Annotated in this window: 11 protein-coding genes and 2 pseudogenes; 8 read left to right on the top strand and 5 right to left on the bottom strand. The window is 68.7% G+C overall.

The window, feature by feature from the left end; genetic code table 11:
- Positions 1–3: 3 nt before the first annotated feature.
- Positions 4–1,119: a diaminopropionate ammonia-lyase gene (locus AQJ64_RS00930; RefSeq protein ID WP_055633626.1), complete on the bottom strand. Its 1,116-nt coding sequence runs from the start codon at positions 1,117–1,119 to the stop codon at positions 4–6.
- Between the two features lie 117 nt (positions 1,120–1,236).
- Here AQJ64_RS00930 and AQJ64_RS00925 point away from each other — a divergent pair, with 117 nt between their 5' ends.
- Complete coding sequence (locus AQJ64_RS00925; RefSeq protein WP_055633627.1) at positions 1,237–2,157, top strand: LysR family transcriptional regulator; 921 nt, start codon at positions 1,237–1,239, stop codon at positions 2,155–2,157.
- Positions 2,158–2,444: 287 nt separating this feature from the next.
- Here the strand turns inward: AQJ64_RS00925 and AQJ64_RS00920 are convergent, their stop codons facing one another.
- Both AQJ64_RS00920 and AQJ64_RS00915 read right to left on the bottom strand, forming a co-directional pair.
- Entirely contained in the window at positions 2,445–2,915 is a 471-nt protein-coding gene (locus AQJ64_RS00920) for a winged helix-turn-helix transcriptional regulator (RefSeq protein WP_079061396.1), read from the bottom strand.
- A gap of 800 nt (positions 2,916–3,715) precedes the next feature.
- A complete protein-coding gene (locus tag AQJ64_RS00915) occupies positions 3,716–4,144 on the bottom strand; it encodes a MarR family winged helix-turn-helix transcriptional regulator (protein WP_055633629.1) in 429 nt (142 codons plus the stop codon).
- A gap of 143 nt (positions 4,145–4,287) precedes the next feature.
- Here AQJ64_RS00915 and AQJ64_RS00910 point away from each other — a divergent pair, with 143 nt between their 5' ends.
- From AQJ64_RS00910 to AQJ64_RS00900, 3 genes and pseudogenes are all read left to right on the top strand, one after another.
- Positions 4,288–5,757, top strand: coding sequence for a UbiD family decarboxylase (locus AQJ64_RS00910; RefSeq protein ID WP_055633630.1), 1,470 nt, complete (start codon positions 4,288–4,290; stop codon positions 5,755–5,757).
- 90 nt (positions 5,758–5,847) lie between these two features.
- Positions 5,848–6,420 (top strand): annotated as a pseudogene (locus tag AQJ64_RS00905) (UbiX family flavin prenyltransferase); the annotation flags it as partial.
- A 603-nt stretch (positions 6,421–7,023) separates the two neighbouring features.
- Positions 7,024–7,498: pseudogene (locus tag AQJ64_RS00900) on the top strand (TetR/AcrR family transcriptional regulator).
- A gap of 445 nt (positions 7,499–7,943) precedes the next feature.
- Here AQJ64_RS00900 and AQJ64_RS00895 read toward each other — a convergent pair.
- On the bottom strand, positions 7,944–8,450 hold the full coding sequence (locus AQJ64_RS00895) for a MarR family winged helix-turn-helix transcriptional regulator (protein ID WP_055633631.1): 507 nt from the start codon (positions 8,448–8,450) through the stop codon (positions 7,944–7,946).
- A 115-nt stretch (positions 8,451–8,565) separates the two neighbouring features.
- Between AQJ64_RS00895 and AQJ64_RS00890 the strand changes: the two genes are divergently transcribed.
- Both AQJ64_RS00890 and AQJ64_RS50420 read left to right on the top strand, forming a co-directional pair.
- Positions 8,566–9,699 (top strand): ABC transporter substrate-binding protein, encoded by a 1,134-nt coding sequence (locus tag AQJ64_RS00890; RefSeq protein WP_055633632.1) that lies wholly within the window; start codon positions 8,566–8,568, stop codon positions 9,697–9,699.
- Positions 9,700–9,837: 138 nt separating this feature from the next.
- Positions 9,838–10,041 (top strand): hypothetical protein, encoded by a 204-nt coding sequence (locus AQJ64_RS50420; protein WP_244902630.1) that lies wholly within the window; start codon positions 9,838–9,840, stop codon positions 10,039–10,041.
- 106 nt (positions 10,042–10,147) lie between these two features.
- Here the strand turns inward: AQJ64_RS50420 and AQJ64_RS00880 are convergent, their stop codons facing one another.
- The gene (locus tag AQJ64_RS00880; protein ID WP_079061447.1) at positions 10,148–10,774 is read right to left on the bottom strand and encodes a CGNR zinc finger domain-containing protein; all 627 of its coding nucleotides are present in this window, start codon (positions 10,772–10,774) and stop codon (positions 10,148–10,150) included.
- Positions 10,775–10,901: 127 nt separating this feature from the next.
- Here AQJ64_RS00880 and AQJ64_RS48845 point away from each other — a divergent pair, with 127 nt between their 5' ends.
- The gene (locus AQJ64_RS48845) at positions 10,902–11,096 is read left to right on the top strand and encodes a hypothetical protein (protein ID WP_055631737.1); all 195 of its coding nucleotides are present in this window, start codon (positions 10,902–10,904) and stop codon (positions 11,094–11,096) included.
- Positions 11,093–11,953, top strand: coding sequence for an MBL fold metallo-hydrolase (locus AQJ64_RS00875; protein ID WP_055631736.1), 861 nt, complete (start codon positions 11,093–11,095; stop codon positions 11,951–11,953). Before AQJ64_RS48845 ends, AQJ64_RS00875 begins: the two co-directional genes overlap by 4 nt.
- Positions 11,954–12,151 lie beyond the last annotated feature (198 nt).

The raw sequence follows: 12,151 nt of genomic DNA, 5'->3' as shown, positions 1-12,151 counted from the left end.
TGTTCAGTGGCTGGAGTGCGGGTTTGCGGCCGTGCCCTCGGTGCTCAGCAGCACGACCACCGAGGTCGGACCCAGCCCCAGAGCCGCACGGCGTTCCTCGGCTCCCACGCCGGTGAGCGCCGCACGCAGACCGGCGAGCGCCGCGGCCCCGCAGGGACCGGAAGAGACACCGGCAGCGGCCAGATCACCGGCCGCGCGGGCACTGTCGGCGTCCGAGACGGCAACCGCGGCGTCCAGCCCGCCGCGCAGGTGGGGCCAGGCGATGGTGGACGGGGTGCCACAGTTCAGCCCGGCCATGGTGGTCTCCGTCGTGGTGACGCTGACGGGTGCGCCGCAGGTGAGGCTTTCCAGGACGCAGGGCGCGGCCTCCGGCTCCACCGACAGCAGAGCCGGGGCATGCCCAAAGGGGCGGCTGCGGTAATGGGTGACGACGGCCTGGGCGAGCGACCCCACGCCCACCGGTACGGAGACGAGGTCGGGCCCCTCGGGGACCCCCTTCGCCGCCAACTGCTCGTCGATCTCGGCGCAGAGGGTGGAGTAACCCTCGACGATCCACCCCGGGATCTGCTCATAGCCCGGCCAGGCGGTGTCCTGGACCAGGACCGCGCCCGGCGCGGCAGCCGCCTCGGCCGCCAGGCGCACGGCCTCGTCGTACGGCCCTGAGACCTCGGTGACCTTCGCCTGTTCGGCGACGATGGCCGCAACGGCCTGCGGATGCACGCCCTGGGGGACGAAGACGTGGGCGTTCTGACCGAGTCGGGTTGCCATGCGGGCCACCGCGCGGCCGTGGTTGCCGTCGGTGGCGGTCACCAGGGTGATCGGGCCATGTTCCGCGCCGTTCGCGGTCCGCTCGGCAAGGGTGCGGTGGACCGCCCAGGACGCACCGAGCGCCTTGAACGCGGGCAGCCCCAGACGCCACGACTCGTCCTTGACGAAGACCCGGCCGACGCCCCATTCCGTTGCAGTCGAAGGGAGTTCGGTCAGTGGGGTGGGCGCGTAGTCGGGTAGCGAAGAGTGGAAGACCCGTACTTCTGCGGGCGCGGGTTCACACCGCCAGGCACGGGCATCGGGACGCACGAACCACGGCAGCGTATGGAAGGAGGAAGCGTCGTCGGACATACGATCAGGGTCCGACGCTCCCTTGCTATCGGTCCAGCGAATGTTTACGACCTATACTCATCGGCCAGGCCGACCATTCAGCCATCGGCCCACGAGGGCGAGGAGAGCGAGCCGCCCATGTTCGATCTGCATCGGCTGCGTCTGCTCCGAGAACTCAAGCACCGCGGCACCCTGGCAGCCGTGGCCACCGCCCTCTCCTACGCCCCCTCCTCCGTCTCTCAGCAGCTCTCCCAACTAGAGGCCGAAGTCGGCGTCCCGCTCCTCGAGCCGGTCGGACGGCGGGTGCGGCTGACCGCGCAGGCCGAGATCCTCGTCTCCCATACCGAAGCGGTCCTCGAACGCCTGGAGCGCGCGGAAGCGGACATCGCCGCCTCCCTGACCGACGTGACCGGCACCCTGCGCGTCGCCTCGTTCCAGACGGCCGCCCTGGCCCTCGTCCCGACCGCGCTCGGCCTGCTGCGTGACCAGCACCCCCGTCTGCGCGTCCACGTCACGCACATGGAGCCGGAGCAGTCCCTGCCTGCCCTGCAAGCACGCGACTTCGACCTCGTCCTCGCCGAGGAATACCCGGGCAATCCCCACTCGCGGCCCGCCGAACTCGAACAGCAAGTCCTGCTCGACGACCCCCTGCACCTCGCCATGCCGCAGCCGGCCGACGCAAGGGACGCCGACGGCCCGACGGCGGCGCTCCGCTCACTCGCCGACCACCCCTGGGTGATGGAACCCGAAGGCACAGCCGCCCGGCACTGGGCCATGACTCTGTGCCGCAACGCCGGCTTCGAACCCGACGTACGGTTCGAGACCACCGACCTCCTGCTCCATCAGCGCCTCGTCGAGCAGAAACACGCCGCGGCTTTCCTGCCCGGCCTCGTCTGGAGCGGACAGCCCCCGACCGTCACCCTGCGCCAGCTCCCCCGCGGGCAACGCACACGCCGCATCTTCGCCGTGGTACGCCGCGGCCGCAGCCAGCACCCTGCCATCCAGGCCTGCCGGAACGCTCTCCTTCGCACGGTCACTCTCCGCTCCGACCCCACATAAGGCGGGGCACCTGGGTTCCCCCAGCGCTCTTGCCGGTGAGTCAGTCCTGGGCGAAGCGGTCGGAGAAACTGGCCGACCAGGTCCAGGCCGGTGCACAGGGTCTCGGTGTCGTCGGCGAAGCCGATGCGGATGGTGTGCTCGATGTCGAAGGCGGCGCCGGGGGTGAACATGACGCCGGTCTCCCCGAGGAGGCGGGTGCAGAACTCGTAGGAACCGAATCCCAGCTCAGAAGGCACTTTCGTGTTTTCGATCAGGATCCGGACACGGCAGCAAGTGAAACATGCTGGTTAGGTTCGGCGGGTCTCGGCATCCTGTCTGGCGGCGGTGCTCCTGTCCTCGCGTTCCCGTGCGAAGGCCGCGCTGAGTTCACCTCTCACTTCGTCCACGGTGAAGGGCTCGCCGCACCCTTCACACACGGTCCCGCTCAGGCCCACCTCGCGACCGCATGCTGTGTGGATCTGATGGACGGCAATCCCTTCCCCGGGCTCCTTGCACCACGTCTCGCCCCATGCTCGCAGGGCGAGCAGCACCGAGGCGAAGGCCTCGCCCTTGGCGGCCAGGTGGTACTCGTAGCGGCGGGGTTTCACGCTGTAGGCACGGCGCTCGATCATGCCGTCGGCCTCCAGCCGCTTGAGGCGGTTGGTCAGCATCTGCGGCGAAGCCAGGGTCTGGACCTGCAACGTGTCGAAGCGGCGGTTGCCCATCGTCAGCTCCCGCATGATCACCAGCGTCCATATTTCCGCCCCAGAGTCAGCCATCCCCGAGTGAAACGGGGAGGCTGGAGATACTTTGTCTGGTTCTGCAGGTGGCGAGGGGGCATCGGTGCCCGGAGCGACGGCCGCGTCCGGGAACTGTGGAGCCGCAACGACACGACTCACGACGGCCAATGCGTGCCGGCCGACCTCCCCGGCCACGGCGCGGCCCGCTACAGCCTCGCACCCGCGAGGCAGGGCTGACGCAGGGCTGAGGTGTAATGGCGAAGGGGGTCCGGTCTGGCCGACGTCGGGGTACGGGTGCCGGAGCAGGTCGAAGTGATCGGCTTCGACAACGTCGAGGTCCGCATCCCCTCGCTGTCCGCCATCGATTCGGACTACGGCATGTGGCGCGGTGAGCGGTCGACCTGCCGGCCGGGCGGATCGAGCAGACCGAGCCCGGGGCTTACCACCAGGAGTTCATCAGCCACTTCTCCGCGGTGATCCGGGAGTCGACGGGCGGCTGAGCCCGGCCGGCTCGCTCCGGCGCCTCGTCGGGTGGCCGGAGTACGCGGGCGGCCGCCGCTCGGTCTCGGGGAGTTCTTCGGTCCTGCGTCCCGCCGTTGGGTTGCGAGCAGCGGCTCTTGGCGGATTCCGGCGGGATTCAGGTCCCACCGGAGCAGAGGCGGTGGCGGAGCAGTGGGAACCCGGCTCGGCCGGGCATCTGCCTCATGATCCGCTTGGTTCGCGTGTTGACGCCCTCGGTGCGGCCGTTGTGGTGATGAACAGGGTTGAGGCCGCTGGCGACGGCAGCGCGGGCCGAGAGCGGGCTGAGGGTTGATCCGGAGCGCGCACCGTCAGACCGCTCAACCGTCCAGCTCGACGCCGGCCAGATCGCTCAGCAGCGGGAGTAGCGTGCCGGTCCGCTCTTCGCCGAGTTGATCGACGGTCCATTGGTTCACGCGCGCGACTGCCGGTTCCACCTCGCGCAGCAGCGCGTGCCCTTCCTCCGTGATGTGGACGATGTGACGCCTGCGGTTGAGTGGGTCGGGTTCGCGGTTGACCCAGCCTCGCGAGGAGAGCCGGTCCAGCAGGGTGGTCATGGTGGACCGGTCGATGGCAGTGGCCAGACAGAGGGCGGACTGGTCGATCCCGGGACGCTCCGCGAGCGTGGCGAGAGTCGCGTACTGGGGGGCGGTCAGCTCGGGCACCTCCGCCTGCCAGACCGCGTTGACCCGCTGAAGCGCGCGACGCAGCAGGTGCATCGGCTGGTCGATGAGCTGTTCGGGTCGCATGGCCTGCGGACTCCCTTCGGTCGCGGGATGAAGATCCTGTCACACAGCTCACACCTCCCCGCCACCAGCGTCGGGTGAGCCTTGTGGGAGGATTATCAGTACACAGATATTCCGTGTGCTGACATTCTCTCGAGGAGGACGGGATGAGCCATCCCTCGGACCTGCGTGAACACATCAAGGCACTGGAAGCCCTGGGGGACCTCGACCGGATCGAAACCGAGGTCGACTGGAATCTGGAGGCGGCCGCGCACACCCGTTACAGCACCGAGCACCGCCTGCCCGCCCCGCTGTTCGAGAAGGTGACCGGCGTTGCCGACGGCTTCCGCCTCCTGGGCGCACCCGCCGCGCTCAGTGCCGCCCCCGGCAAGCCCTTCGCCCGCGTCGCGCTGAGCATCGGACTGCCGCCCGAGGCCACCGGCCCGCAGATCATCGACCACCTGGCCGCCACCCAGCACCGCCCCGGCATCCCGCCGAAGACGGTCAGCCGAGGCGACGCCGCGGTCAAGCAGAACGTCCTGCTCGGCGATGACGCGGACCTCAACCGCTTCCCGGTGCCGTTCGTGCACGAGGGCGACGGCGATCGCTACGTCAACACGTACGGCGTGATCATCGCCCAGACTCCGGACGGGTCCTGGACCAACTGGTCCATCGCCCGGATCATGATGGTCGACGGCAAGCACATGACCGGGCTGGTGATTCACCCGCAGCACATCGCCCAGATCTGGCAGCAGTGGGCCGACCTCGGCCAGCCCATGCCGTATGCGCTGGTCCAGGGCGGTGACCCGGCCATCCCGTACGTCGGCGGCATCCCGATCGGCGACGGCGTCGCCGAGGCGGACTACATCGGCGCGCTGATCGGCGAGCCGCTCGCCGTCGTCAAGGCCGAGTTGTCGGACCTGCTGGTCCCCGCGAGCGCCGAGATCGTCATCGAGGGCCACCTCTCCGTCGAACGCACCGGCGTCGAGGGACCCTTCGGCGAGTTCGCGGGCTATATCCCGTCCGGGACGAGCCTCCAGCCGGTCTACAGCGTCGAGGCGATCACCTACCGCGACGACCCCATCTGGCCGCTGGTCGCGGAAGGAAAGCCGACCGACGATTTCCACACCGTCACCGGGCTCGGCGTGGCCGCCGGCACCCTGGACGTGATCCGCGCGGCCGGACTGCCCGTCACCACCGCCTGGTCCTCCCTGAGCAGCGCCAGCCACTGGCTGGTCGTGTCCGTCCCCGGCGACTGGCGCGACCACCTGCCCGGCGTCACCTCCGAGGAGTTCGCCCGCCGGGTCGGCGAGGCGATCCACTCCACCAAGTACGGGGCAGCCCTGCCGCAGGTGTTCCTGCTCGACGACGACGTCGATCCCGCGAACGATGCCGAGCTGATGTGGGCGCTGGGCACCCGGGTCCACCCCGTTGACCGCACGGTGCGCTTCGAGGACGGCCCCATTCTTTCGCTGCTCACCTGCTACACCAAGGAAGAGCGCCGCGCAGGCCGCGCCACCAAGGTCGTACACGATGCCCTGCTCCCCGCCCCGGACGAACGCGAGGCACTGAGCGACTTCGCGCACGCCTACCCCTCCACGGTGCGCGCCAAGGTTCTGGCCAGGCACCAGCACTGAGACCGCCGGATCCGCCGGGCCACGTCCTGAACGGGCGGTGCCGGCCGCACAGGACGCGGCCCGGCTTGCGCATACGAAAGGGCAGTTGCGATGCGATTGATCGTGGGAATGACGGGTGCCACGGGGGCCATCCTGGGCATTCGGTTGCTGGAGGAGCTCGCCGGCCAACCGGACGTGGAGACACACCTGGTGACGAGCCGCTGGGCGCGGGCGACCATTGAGCTGGAGACCGGCTGGTCGGCGCGGCAGGTCGCCGACCTGGCCGATGTCGTCCACGGCCCGGATGACCAGGCGGCCTCCATATCCAGCGGCTCGTTCCGCACCGACGGCATGGTGATCTTGCCGTGCAGCGCCAAGACGCTCGCCGCCATACGGGCCGGCTACGGCAGCGACCTTGTCTCGCGGGCCGCGGACGTCATCCTCAAAGAACGGCGTCCCTTGGTGCTCGGCGTACGGGAGACCCCGCTGTCGACCATCCACCTGGAGAACATGCTGGCTCTCTCCCGGATGGGGGTGACGATCCTGCCGCCCATGCCGGCCTTCTACAACAAGCCCGCGTCCGTGGACGACATCGTGGACCACCTGGTCGCCCGGGTCATGGACCAGCTCGGCCTGGACAGCGAACGCGCCGTGCGCTGGCAGGGACCCGCCACCGCACGCCGCAGCGACCGACGCACGCCTCCCGACTCAGACGTGCCGACTCCGGTAGCGCCTGGCCGACCCCGAGTTGGTGCGACGACCACGGCGCGGACGGCAAGTGACACGTCAACCGGTTCAAGGCCTGCAGGGTCTTCCCCGCTGATGTGACGGTGACCAATCCCCGCACGGGGGCGGTCGTGAGCCGTCTGGCCTCACGTCGCCTACGCCTACAGCAATCGCGACATCAAGACGTGGGCGTACCAGGTGAAGCTGCTGAAGCTGTCCACTCGGGCACGGCCAGGGGCAGCGGTGTCAAAGGCAAGGCCACCTGCGCGGGCAAGTGCAAGGTGCCCGAGAGGAAGTTCCCCTCCCAGCTGATAGGCGCGAGCAGGGATCCGGTCGGCCAGTTCTTACCGCAGACCGCCAGGATCAACACCCCACGCTCCTTGCCGACGCGCCCCACTGACCCGACCAGGATGGCAGCCGCGGCACCCGCCCCGGCTGCAACAGAGGAACACAGTGCGGTACCCGAAAGAACACAAACACCACACACGGCGGCGGATCATCACGACGGCGGGACGCCGGCTCAAGCAGGACGGCATTGACGGCTCCGGCATCGCGACCCTCATGAAGGACGTGGGTCTGACCAACGGCGCCTTCTACGCCTACTTCATGTCCAAGGACGGTCGCCACCGCGGTCGCCGACCAGATGCGCGCCCAGCACGAGAACATCATCGCGCAGGCGGCACCCGGCCGCGCCGGCCTCGAGCAGATCATTCGCTGGTACTTCTCGACCGAGCAGCGTGACGACATCGAGGCCGGCTGCCCCAACGCCGCCCTGCTCGAAGAGATCGCACGCTCCACGGATACCACCAGGCAGGCCTACACCGACGGCGCACTGGTCCTCATCGACGGCTTCGCCGCCCGCCTGGCACCCCACGACCCGCCCTCGGCACGCCTGAAGGCACTCAGCCTCCTCGGCATCATGGCCGGCACCCTGCAACTCTCCCGCGCCCTGACCGACCGGCAACTCGCCGACGACCTCCTCGAACAGGGCATCCGCAACGCCCTCGCGCTGATGGATACCGAACGGCACAGCTGAGATGCCAGCGGCTCCGGCGCTGCGCTGGATTCACGGAGGCGGACTGATCTTCGGCGCACCCGAACAGGACGACCGTACGAACGTCGCCTTCGCTCGTGGGGGGGCGCACGGCAGTTGTCGTCGTCGTCCGTGCTCCTCGAGGCCGTCGACGCCTGACTGGACTACCCGGACGAACAGCCCCGCCACCAGCCTGCGGCGGCTCCCGCCATGGGCAGTGCGGCCCGTGGTGCTGTTCGGCGCGGCCTTGTTCGGGTTCGGCCTGCATTCCGGACGGGATGTCCGTGATCACCTGTCGGATCGTGCGGCCGAACCCGTCGGAGACCTTGGCCCTGGCTCTCACCATCGGCAGACGCCCTGGGCACGCTGCGAAACCCCGCCCTGCCGCTCGGCTTCGTTTTCACGGGACGGCGGATCACCTCACGAGGAGGCGGCGTTCGCGCCGGCCCTACCGCCGGCGCCAGGGCGGCGGCTCCTGGTCGTCCTCGGTGGCGTCCGCACCCTGCAGTGCGGTGTTGATCACCTCGCCGATCTCCGCGAACTGGCGTACCTGCTCCGGGGTCAGCGCATCGAAGACGGCGCGGCGTACGGCCTCGACATGGCCGGGAGCCGCACGCTCCAGTAGCTCGCGCCCCTGTGGGGTGAGCAGGGCGAGCTGGTTGCGTCGGTTGATGTGGTCGTCGCGACGGTCCACGTAACCGGATTGCTGGAGGCGGGTCACGGCGTGGGTGAGCCGGCTGCGAGTGATCCTCACCCGCTCGGCCAGTTCGGACATGGTCAGGGTCTGGTCCGGGACGGAGGACAAGTGGGCGAGCAGGGTGTAGTCGGCATGCGTCACGCCCGCTTCCCTGCGTAGTTGGCGGTTCAGATGGTCGGACAGCAGGGTGGAGAAATCGATATAGGCGAGCCAGGCTCGTCGTTCCTCGGGGGCGAGCCAGCGGGGCGTCGTGGGCATGGTCACACTCCAGGCCGACATCGTTTGAATGTTCAAACGATCCGGCGTAACGTGCGTCGCAACGCAACGTTTGAAATCTCAAACGTTGCTCCCTCTTGAGAGACACCACATCGCCATGAAGCAAAAAACCAAGCTGATCGGCGCGGCCCTCGCCACCGCCCTGACCCTCACCACCGTTTCCACGACCGCCATGGCCGACACCGCCGCCCACCGGCACCCGTTCACGAGTGAACAAGACCAGCTGAACGCCCTCTACCGGCAGGCCAAGGCTGAGGGCGGCAAGGTCACCGTCTACATGGGCGGCGACATGCCCGGCCAGTGGGATGCGCTGGCCGCCACGTTCCAGCAGCGGTTCCCGGACATGAAGCTCAACCTGGTCACCGACCTGAGCAAGTACCACGACGCCCGCATCGACAACCAGCTCGCCACCGGCCACCTCGTCGCCGACGCGGCCATCCTCCAGACCACCCAGGACTTCGACCGCTGGAAGAAGCAGGGCGACCTGCTGAAGTACAAGCCGGTCGGGTGGGACAAGGTCTTCCCCAACGCCAAGGACAAGGACGGCTATTACACCGGCGTCTTCTACGGCGCCTTCTCCTACATCGTCAACACCAGGCAACTCCCGGCGAAGCCTGGTAACTTCAAGGGCACCGACCTGCTCAAGCCCGCATACAAGAACAAGCTGATCCTGACCTACCCGAACGACGACGACGCCGTACTGTTCGGCTACAAGCAGATCATCGACGAGTACGGCTGGGACTACCTGGCCAAGCTGGTCGAGCAGAACCCCAAGCTGATACGCGGTGTTCCCGGCTCCGCGGCCGGCGTGGCGAGCGGCGACTACCTCGCCTCCATCGCCGTCGGCGGCGACGCCCGCCCGAACGGTACCCAGGTCTTCTCGGACTCCGAGCGCTTCAACTCCTGGGTCCAGCGCGGCGCCATCTTCAAGAACGCCCCGCACAAGGCCGGCGCCAAGTTGTTCCTGAGCTGGCTGAACTCCGAGTCCACCCAGGAGCACGCCATCGCAACGTGGACCTGGTCCGTCCGCAAGGACGTCGCGCCCCCGGCCGGACTCGAGCCGCTGGCGTCGTACAAGAACACCAATCCGAAGGCTTTTGCGAGGTTCATGGCGGACCGCGACGCCGTCGAACGCTTCCGATCCCAGGTCGAGCTCTACGTCGGCCAGGTCAAGGGCGCGGACCCCGGCGACCCGCAGGGCACCCTCGGCCGCTACCCCGGCGCCTTCTGACCCACTCGACATACGAGTCCCGCGAGCGGGTCCGCCACGACAGCAACGGCGGACCCGCTCCGGCGGCTCATGCACCGGGGCTGCGTACGCGTTGCGAGCGCCCGTGTCGCCCGCATCGCAGTCGAGCACGCCGACGGGGTGCCCGTCATCGTCGGTATCGGGGCGCTGCGTTCCCGCCAGGTGTTCCAGGCGGCTGAGGACGCGCGGAACGCCGGCGCTGCCGACGTGCTGTTGGCGCCGGTGTCCTACCAGCCGATGCCTCGGGCCGGTGGCTCCACCGCGCACGCCCGCCCCGACCTCTCCCCCACCGACGTCCCCCGCTGGACGTCACCGCCGCGATGACGGCGGCACGGTACGGAGGCCCCCGCCGAGCACAACCGGCTGACCACGCACCCCGATCCCCTCGCCCGCCGCCCGGAACCTGTCCCACCCACCCGCTTTGGTCCGGTCAACTTGTCGGGAGGTTCTGGCCCGGTCGCCCCCGCCGCGCACGCGATTTCCGCAGGTTGGCGACGTTGCCGCAGGTGCGCACGTCGTGCCACACACCGCTGGTGTTGCGGGAGCTGTCCCAGAAGGCCACCGCGCACAGCGGATTACGGCACAGCTTCAAGCGGCGCCACGTTCCAGCGAGCTGGGCGTCGTAGATCGCCAGGAGTACCCGTTGGCCGAGCGCGGGAATACCTACCGAGCCCGGCACGAATCTCACGGTCCCGTCGGCTTCGAGTCGAACGCGGGCGACTGATTCGACGGCTGCCGGCCTGGCGCCGGCGTCGCGATCCGGTCCGTGGTCGCGCTCGACCAACGACCGCCGTATCGCGTCACGCAGCGTCCGGAGATCGCTCACGCCCGGGCTGTCGCCCGTGATCCCGTAGGCGCCCAGCCACCGCGCCGCGCTATCCGGCGCGTCCAGGAGGTCCGGAACATCGCCACCGGCCCTCCCGATGGAAGCCGTGTTCAGCAGATCCTGAACGATCCGCAGCTCACCAGGCGCCACCGCGACGCCGAACCGGTCGTTGCCGTCGCTGCCCACCGGCGCGGCACCGATGTCAGGGTCACCCTGTCCACGCTTCTCCATGACAGAAGTGTACACGTTTTGCATGCGCCACCCCGGCGCCGTCTTTGCGGAGACAGGGTGATCCCAGCCTTGCGCTGACATAAGTGTCAGCCATACGCTTATGTCACGACGTTGGAAAGGACCGATTGTGATCACCTATCCGGACAGAGAGAACCCCGGCCTACGGCGGACGGTCGATGCGCCCGCATCCGCAGCGAGCGGTGTGGTCGAGGACTGGGCCGCGATGCACTTCGCCGGCACCGAGTACGGCAAGCATTTCGGCAAGCGTTTCCCGCGGCGGGAGAGCCTCGCGGCGGCCGGCGGACGGGCGGAAATCCGATGAGCAGCACCGATCTTCACTATGAGGTCTTCGTCTCGGACATGGAGCCGGTCACGGTCGCGGCTCCGCCACGGCCGGACGACGGGCCGTCGCTGTGGTCATCGATGTCCCACACGCTCATCTACGGGAAGACCGAGGCGCTGCTGACCGACCCGCCGGTCACACGCGGGCAGGCCGACAGGCTCATCAAATGGGTGGAGAGCCACGATGTGGCTCTGCGCTACATCTATGTGACCCACGCGCACTTCGACCACTTCGCGACCACGAATTACCTGCTCCGCCGGTTCCCCGACGTCACGGTTGTCGCGAGCGACGCGGTGCTCACGGGCATCGCCCGCCAGACACCTGGCGGAGTGCTGGCCGGCGTGTACAGGGACATCTTCGGCGACGCCCTTCCGGAGCCTCCGTTGACCGTCCAGGGTTCCGTGTTCCCCGCCGGCGGGCTGCTCCTCGACGGGCACGAGCTCGTCGCGCACGAGGTCGGCCACTCCGACACCGACGACACCAGCGTGCTGCACGTGCCCTCACTGGACCTGGTCATAGCCGGTGATGTCGTCTACAACAACTTCCACCAGTACCTCGGAGAAGGCCGAGACGGCGGCCTGGACGCGTGGCACCAGGCCCTCGACAAGGTCGCCGCCCTGCAGCCACGGTTCGTGGTCGCCGGTCACAAGGACACCCAACGCGGAAATCCCGCATCGGACATCGACGAAACGCGGCGCTATCTCGACGCCGGCGCCGTCGTCCTGGAGCAGTCCACGAACCCCGCGGAATTCTTCAACGCGATGAAGCAGCGCTACCCCGAGCGTGTGAACCCGTGGGCAATCTGGCTCAGCGCCCTGCAGCTGTTCGGCAACTGACAGCCAACACCGGACTGTCCATGGCAGGGAGGACGGCAGACGGCGTCCTCCCTCCTCACAGCACGGCAGCGAGCACTCCGAACGGCGTGGCATCGACAAGGCCGCTGTTCACGCTCCCGTCCGGCATCTGGACGGCCACCAGTCCCTCACCGGCGCACGGGTTCCCTCAAGAACTGCTCCAGGATTCCGCCGCGGCCC

The organism is Streptomyces griseoruber (assembly GCF_001514205.1).
GTDB classification, from domain to species: domain Bacteria; phylum Actinomycetota; class Actinomycetes; order Streptomycetales; family Streptomycetaceae; genus Streptomyces; species Streptomyces griseoruber.
Note: the sequence above shows the minus strand (reverse complement) of the source record. Positions and strands in the feature narration are given on the sequence as shown.